The 15,900-nt window shown below is 72.7% G+C and carries 21 protein-coding genes; 16 read left to right on the top strand and 5 right to left on the bottom strand.

Features of this window, described 5'->3' with window-relative positions:
• Positions 1–54 precede the first annotated feature (54 nt).
• The 10 genes from map (at position 55) to GGQ55_RS05310 (ending at position 6,576) form a co-directional block, all read left to right on the top strand.
• Positions 55–858: a type I methionyl aminopeptidase gene (map, locus tag GGQ55_RS05355; RefSeq protein WP_179715463.1), complete on the top strand. Its 804-nt coding sequence runs from the start codon at positions 55–57 to the stop codon at positions 856–858.
• A 220-nt stretch (positions 859–1,078) separates the two neighbouring features.
• A complete protein-coding gene (gene infA, locus GGQ55_RS05350) occupies positions 1,079–1,300 on the top strand; it encodes a translation initiation factor IF-1 (protein WP_012950459.1) in 222 nt (73 codons plus the stop codon).
• Between the two features lie 69 nt (positions 1,301–1,369).
• A complete protein-coding gene (rpmJ, locus tag GGQ55_RS05345; protein ID WP_012950458.1) occupies positions 1,370–1,483 on the top strand; it encodes a 50S ribosomal protein L36 in 114 nt (37 codons plus the stop codon).
• 16 nt (positions 1,484–1,499) lie between these two features.
• A complete protein-coding gene (rpsM, locus tag GGQ55_RS05340; protein WP_179715462.1) occupies positions 1,500–1,880 on the top strand; it encodes a 30S ribosomal protein S13 in 381 nt (126 codons plus the stop codon).
• A gap of 96 nt (positions 1,881–1,976) precedes the next feature.
• Positions 1,977–2,384, top strand: coding sequence for a 30S ribosomal protein S11 (gene rpsK, locus GGQ55_RS05335; protein ID WP_014377968.1), 408 nt, complete (start codon positions 1,977–1,979; stop codon positions 2,382–2,384).
• Between the two features lie 35 nt (positions 2,385–2,419).
• Positions 2,420–3,046 carry a 30S ribosomal protein S4 gene (rpsD, locus tag GGQ55_RS05330; RefSeq protein WP_179715461.1) on the top strand — a complete coding sequence of 209 codons (627 nt, stop codon included), beginning with the start codon at positions 2,420–2,422 and terminating at the stop codon, positions 3,044–3,046.
• A 113-nt stretch (positions 3,047–3,159) separates the two neighbouring features.
• Positions 3,160–4,233, top strand: a complete 1,074-nt coding sequence (locus GGQ55_RS05325; RefSeq protein ID WP_179715460.1) for a DNA-directed RNA polymerase subunit alpha — start codon at positions 3,160–3,162, stop codon at positions 4,231–4,233.
• Positions 4,234–4,364: 131 nt separating this feature from the next.
• Positions 4,365–5,111, top strand: coding sequence for a 50S ribosomal protein L17 (gene rplQ, locus GGQ55_RS28705; RefSeq protein WP_179715459.1), 747 nt, complete (start codon positions 4,365–4,367; stop codon positions 5,109–5,111).
• A 22-nt stretch (positions 5,112–5,133) separates the two neighbouring features.
• Positions 5,134–5,979, top strand: a complete 846-nt coding sequence (truA, locus tag GGQ55_RS05315) for a tRNA pseudouridine(38-40) synthase TruA (RefSeq protein WP_218859172.1) — start codon at positions 5,134–5,136, stop codon at positions 5,977–5,979.
• 51 nt (positions 5,980–6,030) lie between these two features.
• Positions 6,031–6,576 carry a GNAT family N-acetyltransferase gene (locus tag GGQ55_RS05310; RefSeq protein WP_179715458.1) on the top strand — a complete coding sequence of 182 codons (546 nt, stop codon included), beginning with the start codon at positions 6,031–6,033 and terminating at the stop codon, positions 6,574–6,576.
• Here the strand turns inward: GGQ55_RS05310 and GGQ55_RS05305 are convergent.
• Positions 6,573–7,235, bottom strand: coding sequence for an SDR family oxidoreductase (locus GGQ55_RS05305; protein WP_179715457.1), 663 nt, complete (start codon positions 7,233–7,235; stop codon positions 6,573–6,575). The two genes, GGQ55_RS05310 and GGQ55_RS05305, sit on opposite strands and share 4 nt — an antisense overlap.
• 9 nt (positions 7,236–7,244) lie before the next feature.
• Positions 7,245–7,859 carry a molybdenum cofactor guanylyltransferase gene (mobA, locus tag GGQ55_RS05300; RefSeq protein WP_179715456.1) on the bottom strand — a complete coding sequence of 205 codons (615 nt, stop codon included), beginning with the start codon at positions 7,857–7,859 and terminating at the stop codon, positions 7,245–7,247.
• Between the two features lie 43 nt (positions 7,860–7,902).
• Between mobA and fdhD the strand changes: the two genes are divergently transcribed.
• On the top strand, positions 7,903–8,730 hold the full coding sequence (gene fdhD, locus GGQ55_RS05295) for a formate dehydrogenase accessory sulfurtransferase FdhD (RefSeq protein ID WP_179715455.1): 828 nt from the start codon (positions 7,903–7,905) through the stop codon (positions 8,728–8,730).
• Between the two features lie 42 nt (positions 8,731–8,772).
• Here the strand turns inward: fdhD and GGQ55_RS05290 are convergent, their stop codons facing one another.
• The 3 genes from GGQ55_RS05290 to moeA are packed head-to-tail and all read right to left on the bottom strand — an operon-like array spanning position 8,773 to position 10,933.
• Positions 8,773–9,273 carry a MogA/MoaB family molybdenum cofactor biosynthesis protein gene (locus tag GGQ55_RS05290; protein ID WP_179715454.1) on the bottom strand — a complete coding sequence of 167 codons (501 nt, stop codon included), beginning with the start codon at positions 9,271–9,273 and terminating at the stop codon, positions 8,773–8,775.
• Positions 9,270–9,743, bottom strand: a complete 474-nt coding sequence (gene moaC / locus GGQ55_RS05285) for a cyclic pyranopterin monophosphate synthase MoaC (RefSeq protein WP_179715453.1) — start codon at positions 9,741–9,743, stop codon at positions 9,270–9,272. The genes GGQ55_RS05290 and moaC overlap by 4 nt, the downstream gene beginning before the upstream one ends.
• Entirely contained in the window at positions 9,740–10,933 is a 1,194-nt protein-coding gene (gene moeA / locus GGQ55_RS05280) for a molybdopterin molybdotransferase MoeA (RefSeq protein WP_179715452.1), read from the bottom strand. Before moeA ends, moaC begins: the two co-directional genes overlap by 4 nt.
• 95 nt (positions 10,934–11,028) lie before the next feature.
• Here moeA and GGQ55_RS05275 point away from each other — a divergent pair, with 95 nt between their 5' ends.
• From GGQ55_RS05275 to glmS, 5 genes are all read left to right on the top strand, one after another.
• Positions 11,029–11,514 (top strand): beta-class carbonic anhydrase, encoded by a 486-nt coding sequence (locus GGQ55_RS05275; protein WP_179715451.1) that lies wholly within the window; start codon positions 11,029–11,031, stop codon positions 11,512–11,514.
• Positions 11,515–11,660: 146 nt separating this feature from the next.
• Positions 11,661–12,104: a 50S ribosomal protein L13 gene (gene rplM, locus GGQ55_RS05270; RefSeq protein WP_179715450.1), complete on the top strand. Its 444-nt coding sequence runs from the start codon at positions 11,661–11,663 to the stop codon at positions 12,102–12,104.
• On the top strand, positions 12,101–12,520 hold the full coding sequence (gene rpsI / locus GGQ55_RS05265; protein WP_179715449.1) for a 30S ribosomal protein S9: 420 nt from the start codon (positions 12,101–12,103) through the stop codon (positions 12,518–12,520). The genes rplM and rpsI overlap by 4 nt, the downstream gene beginning before the upstream one ends.
• Positions 12,521–12,526: 6 nt before the next feature.
• A complete protein-coding gene (glmM, locus tag GGQ55_RS05260) occupies positions 12,527–13,870 on the top strand; it encodes a phosphoglucosamine mutase (RefSeq protein WP_179715448.1) in 1,344 nt (447 codons plus the stop codon).
• Between the two features lie 80 nt (positions 13,871–13,950).
• Positions 13,951–15,813, top strand: coding sequence for a glutamine--fructose-6-phosphate transaminase (isomerizing) (gene glmS, locus GGQ55_RS05255; protein ID WP_179715447.1), 1,863 nt, complete (start codon positions 13,951–13,953; stop codon positions 15,811–15,813).
• The last annotated feature ends 87 nt before the right edge of the window (positions 15,814–15,900 follow it).

Genomic DNA, 15,900 nt, shown 5'->3' with positions numbered 1-15,900 from the left:
GGGGGTACCGGGATCCTCGCCCGCATCCCGCTGCTGGCGAAGTGGAGTGGACGCATGATCCAGATCAAGACCCCGCAGGAGATCGAGCTCATGCGGGCCTCGGGCCTGGTGACGGCCGGGGCGATCAAGGCCGTGAAGGCCGCGGTCCGCCCCGGTGTCAGCACCGGTGAGCTCGACGCCGTCGCGGAGGACTACATCCGTTCGCACGGCGGGATCCCGAACTTCCTCGGCTACCACGGCTTCACCGGCACGATCTGCGCCTCGGTCAACGACGAGATCGTGCACGGCATCCCCAGCCGTGACCGCACGCTGGCCGAGGGCGACAACATCTCCATCGACTGCGGTGCGATCCTCTCCGGCTGGCACAGCGACTCCGCGGTCACCGTGACCGTCGGGGCGCCGTCGGCCGAGGACGCCGCGTTGCTCGACGTGACGGAACGGTCGATGTGGGCCGGGCTGGCCAAGGCGATCGCCGGCGGCCGGCTGACCGACATCAGCCACGCGGTCGAGGAGGTCATCACCGCCGAGGCGCACCCGTACGGCATCGTCGACCACTACGGCGGTCACGGGATCGGCACGGAGATGCACCAGGACCCGCACGTGCTCAACTACGGCCGCGCCGGCCGTGGTCCGAAGCTGGTGCCGGGCCTGGTCCTGGCGATCGAGCCGATGGTCACCGTCGGCGACCCGGCCACCGCCGAGCTCGAGGACGGCTGGACCGTCGTCACCAAGGACGGTTCGCGCGCCGCGCACTTCGAGCACACGGTGGCCATCACCCCCGAGGGCCCGTGGGTCCTCACGGCCGAGGACGGCGGCGTCGCGGGACTGGCGCCCTTCGGGATCCGCGTCCACGGCTGACACGCCTGTGCGTCGCCCGTCACGCCCGGCCCGGGTTGGAGACGGGCGGAACGGCGGGGTACAGTGGCCGATGGCGTTCGCGCCGCTCTGTTGTCGTGCTGTGGCCGCGTGACGCAGGGCGCCCTCGCGAGGACGTCAGCACCACCAGTTCTGCAAACCACCGAGCGTTCGCACCGGGTTCCGGCGTGGGCGCACATCGAGTCAGGAGGCCGTGTCGGGCATGGCGAAGAAGGACGGGGCCATCGAGGTCGAGGGTCGCGTCGTCGAGCCGCTGCCCAACGCGATGTTCCGGGTCGAGCTGCAGAACGGGCACCGGGTGCTCGCCCACATCAGCGGCAAGATGCGGCAGCACTACATCCGCATCCTGCCCGAGGACCGCGTGGTCGTGGAGCTGTCTCCGTACGACCTGACCCGCGGTCGCATCGTCTACCGCTACAAGTGACCACCCACGCGGACTGCACACCGCAGCCCGCGCACGTGGCCTGATCAGAAGGAATGAGGGGCGGCACCGGTGAAGGTCCAGCCGTCGGTGAAGAAGATCTGCGACAAGTGCAAGGTGATCCGCCGGCACGGCCGGGTCATGGTCATCTGCGACAACGCCCGGCACAAGCAGCGCCAGGGCTGAGGGAGAACTCTTAGACATGGCACGACTGGCCGGCGTCGACCTGCCCCGCGAGAAGCGGATGGAGATCGCGCTCACCTACATCTACGGCATCGGCAAGGCCCACGCCAAGGAGACCCTGGCCGCGACGGGCGTCAGCCCGGACCTGCGCGTCAAGGACCTCGGCGACGAGGACCTGCTGAAGCTGCGTGACTACATCGACGAGCACTTCCGCGTCGAGGGTGACCTGCGCCGTGAGGTGGCCGCCGACATCCGCCGCAAGGTGGAGATCGGCTGCTACCAGGGGCTGCGCCACCGTCGTGGCCTGCCCGTCCACGGTCAGCGCACCCGCACCAACGCGCGCTCGAGCAAGGGCCCGCGCAAGACCATCGCCGGCAAGAAGAAGGCCGGCAAGAAGTAGCCGCGCAGCAGCTCGTCGCAGCGACCCGTGAGGGCGGGAGCGACGAGCTGCGCGTGTGTTCCCAGGCCATACGTCAGTTAGGAACCGGAAAGACTCATGCCTCCCAGGGCTCGCGCTGCGGCCGGCGCCAAGAAGGTCCGCCGCAAGGAGAAGAAGAACGTCGCCCACGGCGCTGCGCACATCAAGAGCACGTTCAACAACACGATCGTGTCGATCACCGACCCGAACGGGAACGTGATCAGCTGGGCCTCCGCCGGCCACGTCGGGTTCAAGGGCTCGCGCAAGTCGACGCCGTTCGCCGCGCAGATGGCCGCCGAGAACGCGGCCCGCAAGGCGCAGGAGCACGGCATGCGCAAGGTCGACGTCTTCGTGAAGGGCCCGGGTTCGGGCCGGGAGACCGCGATCCGCTCGCTCCAGGCCACCGGCCTCGAGGTGGGGCAGATCCAGGACGTCACCCCGCAGCCGCACAACGGCTGCCGCCCGAAGAAGCGTCGCCGGGTCTGACCGGCCACTGACGAGACAGAAGAGGTAGAGAAACCGTGGCCCGTTACGCCGGAGCCGACTGCCGCCTGTGCAGGCGCGAGAAGATGAAGCTGTTCCTCAAGGGCAGCAAGTGCGAGTCCCCGAAGTGCCCGATCGAGATCCGGCCCTACCCGCCGGGCGAGCACGGCCGGGGTCGCAGCAAGGACAGCGAGTACCTGCTGCAGCTGCGCGAGAAGCAGAAGGCCCGCCGCATCTACGGCGTGCTGGAGAAGCAGTTCCGCGGCTACTACGAAGAGGCCAACCGCAAGACCGGCAAGACCGGTGAGGTCCTGCTCCAGATCCTGGAGTCGCGGCTGGACAACGTCGTGTACCGGGCCGGCTTCGCCGAGTCCCGCGACATGGCCCGCCAGCTGGTCCGCCACGGGCACATCCGGGTCAACGGCCGCAAGGTCGACATCCCGTCGTACCGCGTGAGCGAGAACGACATCATCGAGGTCGCCGAGAAGTCGAAGGCGATGGTGCCCTTCCAGATCGCCCAGGCCCGCGCCGGCGAGCGTCCGGTGCCGGCGTGGCTGGAGGTCATCAGCAGCCAGCTGCGCGTCTTGGTCCACAGCATCCCGGCCCGGCAGGTCATCGACACCCCGGTCCAGGAGCAGCTGATCGTCGAGCTCTACTCCAAGTAAGAGCTCGCTGCACCACCGGCGTCGGCGGGCGGACAGATGCCCGCCGACGCCAGCACCACCCCCTCACGGCGTCATATGGCGGTCGCCGGAGGACCTGAAGGAGAACATCGACAATGCTCATCGCCCAGCGTCCGACGCTGACCGAGGAGACCCTCACCGAGCAGCGCTCCCGGTTCGTCATCGAGCCGCTCGAGCCCGGCTTCGGATACACCCTCGGCAACTCCCTGCGGCGCACGCTCCTGTCCTCGATCCCCGGTGCGGCTGTCACCAGCATCCGGATCGAGGGGACCCTGCACGAGTTCACCACCGTGCCGGGTGTCAAGGAGGACGTCACCGAGATCATCCTCAACCTCAAGGGCCTGGTCGTCAGCTCCGACTCCGACGAGCCGGTGACCATGTACCTGCGCAAGCAGGGCCCCGGCGAGGTCACCGCGGCCGACATCGCGCCGCCCGCGGGCGTCGAGGTGCATAACCCCGAGCTGCACATCGCGACCCTGAACGGCAAGGGCCGCCTGGAGATCGAGCTGGTCGTCGAGCGGGGCCGCGGCTACGTGCCGGCGCCGCAGAACAAGCAGCCCGGTCAGGAGATCGGCCGGATCCCCGTCGACTCCATCTACTCGCCGGTCCTCAAGGTCACCTACGCCGTCGAGGCCACCCGTGTCGAGCAGCGCACCGACTTCGACCGCCTGGTCGTCGACGTCGAGACCAAGCCGTCGATCGCTCCCCGCGACGCGATCGCCAGCGCCGGCTCGACCCTGGTCGAGCTGTTCGGCTTGCTGCGCGAGCTGAACGTCGACGCCGAGGGCATCGAGGTCGGCCCGAGCCCGGCCGAGGCCGCGGACATCGCGAACTTCTCGATGCCGATCGAGGACATGGACCTCACCGTCCGGTCCTACAACTGCCTCAAGCGCGAGGGCGTGCACACCGTCGGTGAGCTCGTCACCCGCTCGGAGGCCGACCTGCTCGACATCCGCAACTTCGGGGCCAAGTCGATCGACGAGGTCAAGATGAAGCTGGCGGCCATGGGTCTCGCGCTCAAGGACAGCCCGCCCGGGTTCATCCCGAGCTCGGTCGAGAGCTACGACGAGGGCTACGAGACCGACGCCTACCACGGCACCGCCGACTACGGCACGGACTACGGCCAGGCGTACGACGACGGGTCCTACCAGGAGACCGAGCAGCTCTGAGCTGCGCCGGGCGGACGGCGGCACCCCCGCCGTCCGGCCGGGCCTCCCGGCCCGCCACACTGAACAGCGACTTTCGGCAGTACACGCACCGCACCCGGCCCGCTCGCCCGGTTGCCTGAGGAAGGACCGACATGCCCACCCCCACCAAGGGCCCCCGTCTCGGCGGGTCTCCCTCGCACGAGCGGCTGATGCTGGCCAACTTGGCCACGTCGCTGTTCGAGCACGGGCGGATCACCACCACCGAGGCGAAGGCGAAGCGGCTGCGTCCGTTCGCCGAGAAGCTGGTCACCTTCGCCAAGCGCGGTGACCTGCACGCCCGGCGTCAGGTGATGACCGTCATCCGCGACAAGGACGTCGTGCACACCCTGTTCGCCGAGATCGGCCCGCGCTACGAGAACCGCGCCGGCGGCTACACGCGCATCACCAAGGTGGGCAACCGCAAGGGCGACAACGCCCCCATGGCGGTCATCGAGCTGGTCGAGGCGCTGACCGTGGGCCAGCAGGCCGTCGGTGAGGCCGAGCGCGCCCGCGGCACCCGGTTCGCCCCGCGCAAGGGTGCGGCGTCGGCCGCCGGTGAGGTCACCGCGGACGCCGTGGAGACCGCCGAGGCCGAGGACACCACGGCCGAGGACACCACGGCCGAGGAGAGCGCGGAGGAGGTCGTCGACGACGTCTTCCTGCCCGACGACGAGCGCCAGGACGACGGTGACGTGACGCCGGAGCCCGAGCGCGAGAACGCTGCGGTCGTCGACAGCGACAACGTCTCGCCCGAGGTCGCCGCTGCCGCCGCCGCCGAGGTGGAGGCCGCCGAGCTCGGCGACGCGGCCACCGCGGGCGCGGACGCCCCGGGGGGCGAGTCCGCCCCCGACCCCAAGTGATCCTCTGATCACCGGTCCCTGCTTGACGCAGCACGACCTCGACGAGCCCGTCCCCGACCCCGGGGGCGGGCTCGTTCGCGTCCGCCTGGACGTGCAGTACGACGGGACGGCGCTGTCCGGCTGGGCCAAGCAGCCCGGACGCCGCACCGTGCAGGCCGAGCTCGAGGCCGCGCTGGCCACCGTCCTGCGCGTGCCGGTCGCGCTGACCGTCGCCGGGCGGACCGACGCCGGCGTGCACGCCACGGGCCAGGTCGCCTCGCTGGACCTTCCCCGGGCCGTCTGGGAGCAGCACCGCGAGAAACTGGTGCGCCGGCTGCGCGGCGTCCTCGCCGCCGACATCGCCGTCCCCTCGGTCACCGAGGCGCACCCCGACTTCGACGCCCGCTTCGGGGCGCTCGCGCGGCACTACGTCTACCGGCTCACCGACGCCCCCGGCGGCCCGTCACCGCTGCGCCGGGCCGACACCGTCGCCTGGCCCCGCTCCCTCGACGCCGGGGCGATGACGGCGGCCGCCGCGACCCTGCTCGGCCGCCACGACTTCGCGGCCTACTGCCGCCGCCGCGAGGGCGCGACCACCATCCGCACGCTGCTGGCCCTCGACGTGGCCCGCGACGGCGACCTGGTCACGATCGCAGCCTCGGCCGACGCCTTCTGCCACTCGATGGTGCGCAGCCTCGTCGGCGCCCTGCTGGCGGTGGGCGAGGGGCGCCGTCCGGCCGCGTGGCCGGCGGAGCTGCTGAGCCGGACCGAGCGGGCCGACGACGTGACCGTCGCCCCCGCCGCCGGGCTCACGCTGGTCCGCGTCGACTACCCGCCGGCCGACATGCTCGCGGCCCGCGCCGAGGTGACCCGCGCCCGGCGCAGCTGAGCGCGGAAACCCGATGGACCGCGCCGACACCGCCTGCCTACGGTGCGCGCCGTGCTGATCCGACCCGAGCAGCCGGCCGACCACGACCGGGTGGCCGACATCCACCGACGCGCCTTCGGCCGGCACGGCGAGGACGTGGTCGCTCCGCTGCTGGTCGACCTGCGCCGCAGCCTGGCCACCGAGCAGGGGCTCTCGCTGGTCGCCTGCGAGGACGACGAGGTCGTCGGGCACGTGCTGTTCACCCGCAGCCTGCTGGACGCACCGCCGCGGCTGGTCGAGGTCCAGGTGCTCAGCCCCATCGCCGTCCACCCCGATCACCAGCGTCGAGGCGTGGGCGCCGCGCTGATCGAGCACGGCGTCGCCGAGCTCGACGACCTCGGCGTGCCCGCGGTCTTCCTGGAGGGGGACCCGGCCTACTACCGGCGGCGCGGGTTCGTCGCCGCCGGCGAGCTCGGCTTCCGCAGGCCGTCGCTGCGGATCCCCGACGTCGCGTTCCAGGTGCGCCTGCTGCGCGCTCACGAGCCTTGGATGACGGGCACGCTCGTGTACCGGCAGACCTTCTGGGACCACGACGCCGTCGGGCTGCGCGACTCCTAGGGCAGCGCGGCGACGGCCTCCGCGATGGGGGTGTCGCCGCCGACCAGTTCGACGACGTCGTTGCTCGCGCCGGCGCGCAGGATCTCGGCGAGCACGGCCGCGACGTCGTCCCGGGGGATCTCGCCGTAGTCCACGCCGTGCGCCAGGGTGACCCGCCCCGTGCCCGCCTCGTCGGTCAGCCGGCCGGGCCGCACGATCGTGGTGTCGAGGGCCGGCCGGGGGAGGATCTGGTCCTCCGCGCGCAGCTTGGCCTGCAGGTAGACGGCGAACACCGGGTCCATGCCGTGCGGCGTCCCGTGGCGGGCCTGCTCCACGCCCATCGACGAGACGAGCAGGTACGGCCGCACCCCGGCCTTCTCCGCCGCGTCGGCGAGCAGCACCGCGGCACCGTGGTCGACGGTGTGCTTGCGTGCCTCGCCGCTGCCGGGGCCGGCGCCGGCGGCGAAGACCACCGCGTCGGCTCCGTTCACCACCTCGGCGACCTCGTCGACCGAGGCGTGCTCGAGGTCGAGCACGGCCGGCTGCACGCCGTCGTCCTCGAGGTCGGCCCGGTGGTCGGGGTTGCGGACGATGCCGACGACGGTGTCGCCGCGGCCGGACAGGAGGCGGCCGAGGCGGCGGGCGACCTGCCCGTGAGCCCCGGCGACGACGACGCGCATGCCGCCGTTCTACTCCCGAACGCCGGACCTGCGCAGCCGTTCGGCCGCCTGGCGGGCCCGGGCGAGCTCGGCGGGCGTGTCGCAGTCGGTCCACGGTGGGGGCATCCCGGGCTCGACGAGCGGCCGGTAGCGGCGCACCGCGAGCGGGCTGAGCACCTTGCGCATCGACGTCGGCCCGCTCACGTCGGCGACGGCCGCGCGCAGCACCGCCGTCCGCCACATGCCGAGCAGCAGCTGGTCCTGCCCGGTGTCGTCGACGACGAGGACCCCGTCCCCGGTGAGCCGCTCGCGCAGCGCCCGCACCAGATCGGCGGTGAGGAACGGCAGGTCGCCGGCCAGGACGGCGACGACGTCGGTCGGCACCTCGGCGAGACCGGCCTTGAGCGCGGCCACCGGGCCGCCCCGCGGCGGATCCTCCCGGACGACCACGACGCCGTCCGGTACGCCCTGGGGCGGACCGACGACGACCCGTCGCTGCGCGTCGGCCACGGCCGCGAGCACGGTGGCGAGCATCGGGCGGCCGCCGACGTCCAGCTGGGGCTTGGCCTGCCCCCCCAGCCGCGCCGCGCGACCGCCCGCCAGCACCACGGCCGCGTACGGCGGCAGCGGAACGGGCTCGTCCATGACCTGCACGGTAAGGCCTGTTCCGTGGGTACCGTTCGTCCTCGTGGGACGAGTCACGAGCCGGACGCCGGTGCTGCGCATCCGGGGGGCGGCGCACAGCACCCGGCCGGACACCGTCGCGGCCGAGGAGCCGCTGGAGATCCGGCTCGGCGGCGCACCGCTCGCCGTCACCATGCGCACGCCGGGCGACGACTTCGACCTCGTGCACGGCTTCCTGGCCACCGAGGCGGTCATCCGCTCCGCGGACGACGTCGCCGGTCTGCGGTACTGCAACTCGGTGGACGACGACGGCCGCAACACCTACAACGTCGTCGATGTCGACCTCGCCCCCGGTGTGGAGGCGCCGGACACCGCACTCGACCGGAACTTCTACACGTCGAGCTCGTGCGGGGTCTGCGGCAAGGCGAGCATCGACGCCCTGCGCACGAAGACCGCGTTCGACATCGCCGCCGATCCGCTGCGGCTGCCGCTGGAGGTGCTGCTCGCGCTGCCCGACCGGCTGCGCGCGGCCCAGCAGGTGTTCGACAAGACCGGTGGCCTGCACGCGGCCGGGCTGTTCACAGCAGACGGCTCGCTGGTCGCCCTGCGCGAGGACGTCGGCCGGCACAACGCCGTCGACAAGGTCGTCGGCGACGCGGTGCGCGCCGGCCGGCTGCCACTGGCCGGGCACGTGCTCATGGTCAGCGGCCGGTCGAGCTTCGAGCTGACGCAGAAGGCGGCGATGGCCGGCATCCCGGTGCTCGCGGCGGTGTCCGCGCCGTCGTCCCTGGCCGTCGAGCTGGCCCGCGAGCTGGGCATCACGCTGGTCGGCTTCCTCCGCGGCGACGGCTGCAACGTCTACAGCTGTCCCGAGCGGATCGTGCTGGGGTAGCGGAGTGGATCCGTGCCGGTGACGCGCACAGATCCACTCCGCTCAGGCCTGGTGGTCGCCGCCGCGCAGCTGGCTGACGACGTGGGGGAGCAGCGGGCCGAGGACGGCGAGGCCGTCCTTCACGCCGCCGGTCGAGCCGGGCAGGTTGACGATCAGCGTGCGCCCGGCGGTGCCGGCGATACCGCGGGACAGCACCGAGGTCGGCACCGTGGCCGCGCCGTAGCGGCGGACGGCCTCGGCGATCCCGGGCGCCTCCCGCTCGAGCACCTCGCGCGTGGCCTCAGGGGTGACGTCGGTGGGGGACAGCCCGGTCCCGCCGGTGGTCAGGACGACGTCCGCCCCGCTCGCCACCGCCTCCCGCAGCACCTCGGCGAGCAGGTCGACGTCGTCCGGGCGCACGTGCGGACCGTCCACCGCGAACCCGAGCTCCCGCAGCCCGGCCGCGAGCGCCTGCCCGCTGCGGTCCTCGTAGACGCCCGCCGACGCCCGGTTGGACGCGGTGACGACCACGGCCCGGGCCCCCGGCGGCAGCTCGGAGCTCATCGGACCCAGTCCCCGCTCTTGCCGCCGCTCTTCGCCAGCAGCCGGACGTCGGTGAGCGACGCCCGCGGATCGACCGCCTTGACCATGTCGATCATCGTCAGCCCGGCGACGGCCACGGAGGTCAGCGCCTCCATCTCCACCCCGGTCCGGTCCGCGGTGCGGGCGGTCGCGGTGATCTCGACGGCGTCGTCGGTGACCTCCAGGTCGACGGTGACCCCGTGCAGCGCGATCGGGTGGCACAGCGGCACCAGGTCCGGCGTCCGCTTGGCCCCGGCGATCCCGGCGATGCGAGCCACGGCCACCGCGTCGCCCTTCGGCACGCCCTCGCCGCGCAGCAGGGCGATCACCTCGGGGCTGACCAGCACCCGGCCGGCCGCCGTCGCCACCCGGGTGGTGACCGCCTTCTCCGAGACGTCGACCATCCGGGCCGCGCCGGACTCGTCCACGTGGGTCAAGCGCGGGTTGCTCACTGCAGGGCTCCTTCGATCAGGACGACGTCGACCTCCGCGCCCTCCGGCAGCTCGGTGACGTCCTCGGGGACCACGACCAGGCAGTTGGCGCGGGCGAGGTGGGCGACCAGGTGCGAGCCCGGCCCGCCGACCTGGGAGACCAGACCGCCGTCGTAGCGGCCGCGCAGGAACTGCCGCTTGCCGGCGGGGGAGGTCAGCGACGCGGTCAGCCGGGCCGGCGCGCGCAGCCGGTCGGGGTTCGCGTGCCCCAGGGCGCGGCGCAGCGCCGGCCGGACGAACACCTCGAACGAGACGAACGAGCTCACCGGGTTGCCCGGCAGCGTGACGATCGGGACCCCGTCCACCGTGCCGGCGCCCTGCGGCCCACCCGGCTGCATGCCGACCTTGACGAACTCCACCGTGCCCAGGCCGGACAGCGCGTCCTTGACCACCTCGTAGGCGCCCGCGCTGACCCCGCCGCTGGTGAGCAGCAGGTCGGCCGAGTCGAGCTCCGCGCGCAACGTGGTCAGGAACGCCTCGACGTCGTCGGGCACGAAGTGCAGCCGCCGGGCCTCGCCGCCGGCGTCCTCGACGGCGGCGACCAGCAGCATCGAGTTGGACTCGTAGATCTGCCCCGGCCGCAGCGGCTGCCCGGGCTCGACCAGCTCGCTGCCGGTGGACAGGACCAGCACCCGTGGCCGCCGGCGCACCGGCAGCGTCGTGACCCCGACCGCTGCGGCCAGCCCCAGCTGGGAGGCGCCCAGCGGGGTGCCCGCCGCCAGCGCGACGGACCCCTCCGCGATGTCCTCACCGGCGGTGCGCACGTGCGTGCCCTTGTCCGGCGTCTCGTGGATCGTCACGACGTCGGTCGCACGGTCGGTCAGCTCGACCGGGACGACGACGTCCGCGCCGGCCGGCAGCGGGGCGCCGGTCATGATCCGCTGCACGGTCCCGGGCTCCAGCGGCCGGACGTCGGTGCGCCCCGCGGGGATGTCGTCGGCGACCGGCAGGCGGGCGGGCAGCTCCGCGAGCTCGTCCCAGCGGGCGGCGTAGCCGTCCATCGCGGAGTTGTCGAAGCCGGGCAGCGCCACTGCCGCGCGCACGTCGCGGGCGAGCACGCGCCCGTGCGCGGCGGTCAGCTCGACCTGCTCCTCGGGTAGCTGCTCGAGCAGGGCGGCGACCACCGCCTGGTGTTCCTCGACCGTGCGCACGGTCTCATCCTGCGGGAACCGTCCGTCAGGGGGTAAGTCGGGAGGGCCGGAGCCGCCTGGTTAGGGTGCGGCCAGGCGAGCGACGGAGGTGGGGCATGTCCGAGATCGACCGGATGCTGGCGGCCAACGAGGAGTGGGCGCAGCGGTTCCCGGGGTCGAAGGACGTCCGCCCGGCCCGCAAGGTGGCGATCGTGTCCTGCATGGACTCGCGGATGCCGCTGTTCCAGATGCTCGGCCTCGAGGTGGGCGATGCGCACGTCATCCGCAACGCCGGCGGGGTGATCACCGAGGACGTCGTCCGGTCGCTGACCGTCTCCCAGCACGTGCTGGGCACCCGCGAGATCCTGCTGGTCCACCACACGCAGTGCGGCCTGCAGGCGACCGACGACAACGCCTTCGCCGACCTCGTCGAGGAGGCGACCGGCCGCCGCCCGGCCTGGGCCCTGCGCGCGTTCAAGGACGCCGAGGCCGACGTCCGCGAGTCGATCCGGCTGATCAAGGAGAGCCCCTACCTGCTCTCGCGCGACGTCCGCGGGACCGTCTACGACGTCGCCACGGGCAAGCTCACCGAGGTCGAGTAGCTGCTCCGGAAGGGCGTGATCGCCCGGCTGGTATCGTGGTCGGCTGGCGCGCGGGTGGGCTGGTGCCCGCGCGTGCTGCGACGTCTCCCGTGCTCGGAGAGGCGATCCCACCAGCCTTCCCGACGACGACGGAGGACACGAGCGCCGTGCGCACGTACACCCCCAAGCCCGGCGAGGTCAGCCGGGCCTGGCACGTCATCGACGCCACCGATGTGGTGCTCGGTCGACTGGCCAGCCAGACCGCGCAGCTGCTGCGCGGCAAGCACAAGCCCCAGTACGCCCCGCACGTGGACACCGGCGACTTCGTCGTCATCGTCAACGCCGGCAAGGTCGCCCTGACCGGCAGCAAGCGGGAGAACAAGGAGGCCTACCGGCACTCCGGCTACCCGGGTGGTCTGAAGACCATCAACGTCGGCGACCAGCTGCGCACCCACCCCGACCGCGTCATCGAGCGCGCCGTCAAGGGGATGCTGCCGCACAACAGCCTCGGCCGTCAGATGCTCAAGAAGCTGAAGGTGTACGCCGGGCCGGAGCACCCGCACGCCGCGCAGCAGCCGCAGACCTACGAGATCAAGCAGGTGGCCCAGTGACCAGCGCCCTGTCCGTGACCGACGCCGAGGGGCGTCCCGTCCAGACCGTCGGCCGGCGCAAGGAGGCCGTGGTCCGCGTGCGGCTGCTGCCCGGCACCGGCCAGTTCAAGCTCAACGGCCGCACCCTCGAGGAGTACTTCCCGAACAAGGTGCACCAGCAGCTCATCCGTGAGCCGTTCGTCACCCTGGAGAAGGCCGAGCAGTACGACGTCGTCGGCCTCCTCAAGGGCGGTGGCGTGACCGGCCAGGCCGGCGCGCTGCGCCTGGCGATCGCCCGCGCCCTCATCGAGGTCGAGGCCGAGGACCGTCCGGCCCTCAAGAAGGCCGGCTTCCTCACCCGCGACGCCCGGGTCAAGGAGCGCAAGAAGTACGGCCTGAAGAAGGCGCGCAAGGCGCCGCAGTACTCGAAGCGCTGACCCTTCGTGGGTCGCCTCTTCGGGACCGACGGGGTCCGGGGCCTGGCGAACGCCGAGCTCACCCCGGAACTGGCGCTCTCGGTGGCGCGTGCTGCCGCCGGCGTGCTCGCCGACCGCGACGGGACGTCTCGTCCCGTCGCGGTCGTCGGCCGTGACCCCCGCGCCAGCGGGGAGATGCTCGAGGCCGCCGTCGTCGCCGGGCTGACCAGCGCCGGCGCCGATGTGCTGCGCGCCGGGGTGCTGCCCACCCCCGCGCTGGCCTACCTGACCGGCCGGACCGACGCCGATCTCGGCGTGATGATCTCGGCCAGCCACAACCCGATGCCCGACAACGGCATCAAGCTGTTCAGCCGCGGCGGGCACAAGCTGCCGGACAAGGACGAGGCCGCGATCGAGCGCGCCGTCACCAGCGGCCTGGGTGATCCGCACCGCCCCACCGGCGGCGAGATCGGCCGCGTCCGCGACCTGCCCGAGGCGGCCGAGGACTACCTGGCCCACCTGCAGTCGACCCTCGAGCAGCCGCTGACCGGCCTCGAGGTCGTCGTCGACGGCGCCCACGGCGCAGCCGCCCTGCTCGCTCCGGAGCTCTACCGCCGTGCGGGCGCGACCGTGCACGACATCGGCTGCTCGCCTGACGGCTGGAACATCAACGACGGCGTCGGCTCCACCCACCTCGGGCCGCTGATCGAGGCCGTCCGCGCCCGTGGCGCCGACCTGGGCATCGCGCACGACGGCGACGCCGACCGCTGCCTCGCGGTCACCGCCGACGGCGACGTCGTCGACGGCGACGCGATCCTCGCCGTCTGCGCCCTCGGCCTGCACGAGCGCGGTCAGCTCAAGCAGGACACCGTCGTCGCCACGGTGATGAGCAACCTCGGCTTCCACCACACGATGCGCGACGCCGGCATCGCGGTGCAGACCACCGCTGTCGGCGACCGCTACGTGCTGGAGGCGCTGCGGGCCGGCGACCTCTCCCTCGGCGGCGAGCAGAGCGGCCACCTGGTCTTCCTCGATCACGCCACCACCGGCGACGGGATGCTCACCGCGCTCGCGCTGATGGCGCGCATGCGGGCCACCGACGCGTCGCTGGCCGAGCTGGTCTCGATCGTGCAGAAGCTTCCCCAGGTGCTGATCAACGTCCCGGTGCGCGACCGGCTGGCCGTGGTCGAGAGCGACAAGGTCGCCGACGCGGTCAACGCCGCCGAGGAGGAGCTCGGGGACGACGGCCGGGTGCTGCTGCGCCCGTCCGGCACCGAGCAGCTGGTGCGGGTGATGGTCGAGGCACCGACGCAGGACCAGGCCGACGCGGTCGCCGACCGGCTGGCCCTCGTCGTCGCCACGTGCGCCTGAGCACTCCTGCGCGCCCCGCCGGCGCCCTCGTGCCCGGGCGTTGACCGTGCGGTCCGCCTCCCGCAAGTACCCTCGGACCAATGTGCGGCATCGTGGGATACGTCGGTTCGCAGGACGTCCTTGACGTCGTCCTCGAGGGGCTGCGGCGGCTGGAGTACCGCGGCTACGACTCGGCGGGCGTCGCCCTCCGGACCGACGCCGGCGAACTGGCCGTCGCGAAGAAGGCCGGCAAGCTGGCCAACCTGGAGAAGGTGCTCGGCGAGCACCCGCTCCCGCCGGCCACGCTCGGCATCGGGCACACCCGGTGGGCCACGCACGGCGGCCCGACCGACCGCAACGCGCACCCGCACCTGTCCGCCGACGGCAAGGTCGCGGTGATCCACAACGGGATCATCGAGAACTTCGCCTCGCTGCGCGCCGAGTGCGAGGCCCAGGGCATCGAGTTCGCCTCCGAGACCGACACCGAGGTGACCGCGCACCTGCTCGCCGCCGCCTACGCGGAGGCCCCGGAGGGCCCCGGCCGGCTGGCCGAGGCGATGCGCGCGGTCTGCCGCCGGCTGGAGGGTGCGTTCACCCTCGTCGCCGCGCACGCCGACGAGTCCGACACGCTGGTCGGCGCCCGCCGCAACAGCCCCCTGGTGGTCGGCGTCGGCGATGGCGAGTACTTCCTCGGCTCCGACGTCGCCGCGTTCATCGCGCACACCCGCGACGCCCTCGAGCTGGGCCAGGACCAGGTCGTCGAGATCGACCGCCGGCGCGGGGTCACGGTGACCGACTTCGCCGGCGCACCGGCCGAGCCCAAGGCCTTCCGGGTCGACTGGGACGCCGCCGCCGCCGAGAAGGGCGGCTACCCCTGGTTCATGCTCAAGGAGATCGCCGAGCAGCCGCAGGCCATCGCCGACACCCTGCTCGGCCGGCTCGGCCGATACGGCGAGCTGGTGCTCGACGAGGTGCGGCTCTCCGATGACGATCTGCGCGTCGTGGACAAGGTCTTCGTCGTCGCGTGCGGCACCGCGTACCACGCCGGCCTGATCGCCAAGTACGCCATCGAGCACTGGACCCGACTGCCGGTCGAGGTCGAGGTCGCCAGCGAGTTCCGCTACCGGGACCCGGTGCTGGACCGCTCGACGCTGGTCGTCGTGATCAGCCAGTCCGGCGAGACGATGGACACCCTCATGGCGCTGCGCCACGCGAAGGAGCAGTCGGCCCGCGTGCTGGCGATCTGCAACGCCAACGGCTCGACCATCCCGCGGGAGTCCGACGCCGTCCTCTACACCCACGCCGGCCCGGAGGTCGCGGTCGCCTCGACCAAGGGCTTCCTCACCCAGCTGGTCGCCTGCTACCTGGTCGGGCTCTTCCTCGCCCAGGTGCGGGGCATCAAGTACGAGGACGAGATCAGCTCGATCGTGGCCGACCTGCGCACGCTGCCGGAGAAGGTCGCCACCGTGCTCGAGCAGATGGAGCCGGTGCGCGAGCTGGGCCGCTCGCTCGCCGACGCCGACCGGATGCTGTTCCTCGGGCGCCACGTCAGCTTCCCGGTCGCGCTCGAGGGTGCGCTCAAGCTCAAGGAGCTGGCCTACATCCACGCCGAGGGCTTCGCCGCCGGCGAGTTGAAGCACGGCCCGATCGCGGTCATCGAGGAGGGCACTCCCGTGATCGTCGTCGTCCCGCCGCGGGCGCGCGAGCTGCTGCACGGCAAGGTCGTGTCCAACATCCAGGAGGTCCGCGCCCGGGGTGCCCGGACCATCGTGATCGCCGAGGAGGGTGACGAGGACGTCGTCGCGTACGCCGACCACGTCATCCGCGTGCCGCGGACGCCGACGCTGCTCGCCCCGGTCGTGACGACGGTGCCGCTGCAGGTCCTCGCCTGCGAGATCGCCGACACCCGCGGCCTGGACGTCGACCAGCCCCGCAACCTCGCCAAGTCCGTCACCGTCGAGTAGAAGGACCCCTTCGCCCCCCACCGCTCGCAGGCTCGCGGCGGGACCCTGCGAAGGAGCCGTTCCAGGCGCTCACCACGGGGGCACGGC

This window comes from Petropleomorpha daqingensis, from assembly GCF_013408985.1.
Taxonomy (GTDB): Bacteria; Actinomycetota; Actinomycetes; order Mycobacteriales; family Geodermatophilaceae; genus Petropleomorpha; species Petropleomorpha daqingensis.
Note: the sequence above shows the minus strand (reverse complement) of the source record. Positions and strands in the feature narration are given on the sequence as shown.

What these genes read in the sequence shown, in the direction of transcription:
- GGQ55_RS05275 (WP_179715451.1), top strand. Translation starts at nt 11,029, where the DNA reads ATGTCCGAGATCGACCGGATGCTGGCGGCCAACGAGGAGTGGGCGCAG.
- GGQ55_RS05305 (WP_179715457.1), bottom strand. Translation starts at nt 7,235, where the DNA reads ATGCGCGTCGTCGTCGCCGGGGCTCACGGGCAGGTCGCCCGCCGCCTC.
- glmS (WP_179715447.1), top strand. Translation starts at nt 13,951, where the DNA reads ATGTGCGGCATCGTGGGATACGTCGGTTCGCAGGACGTCCTTGACGTC.
- rpsK (WP_014377968.1), top strand. Translation starts at nt 1,977, where the DNA reads ATGCCTCCCAGGGCTCGCGCTGCGGCCGGCGCCAAGAAGGTCCGCCGC.
- mobA (WP_179715456.1), bottom strand. Translation starts at nt 7,859, where the DNA reads ATGGACGAGCCCGTTCCGCTGCCGCCGTACGCGGCCGTGGTGCTGGCG.
- rpsM (WP_179715462.1), top strand. Translation starts at nt 1,500, where the DNA reads ATGGCACGACTGGCCGGCGTCGACCTGCCCCGCGAGAAGCGGATGGAG.
- map (WP_179715463.1), top strand. Translation starts at nt 55, where the DNA reads ATGATCCAGATCAAGACCCCGCAGGAGATCGAGCTCATGCGGGCCTCG.
- GGQ55_RS05290 (WP_179715454.1), bottom strand. Translation starts at nt 9,273, where the DNA reads ATGAGCTCCGAGCTGCCGCCGGGGGCCCGGGCCGTGGTCGTCACCGCG.
- infA (WP_012950459.1), top strand. Translation starts at nt 1,079, where the DNA reads ATGGCGAAGAAGGACGGGGCCATCGAGGTCGAGGGTCGCGTCGTCGAG.
- GGQ55_RS05325 (WP_179715460.1), top strand. Translation starts at nt 3,160, where the DNA reads ATGCTCATCGCCCAGCGTCCGACGCTGACCGAGGAGACCCTCACCGAG.
- rplQ (WP_179715459.1), top strand. Translation starts at nt 4,365, where the DNA reads ATGCCCACCCCCACCAAGGGCCCCCGTCTCGGCGGGTCTCCCTCGCAC.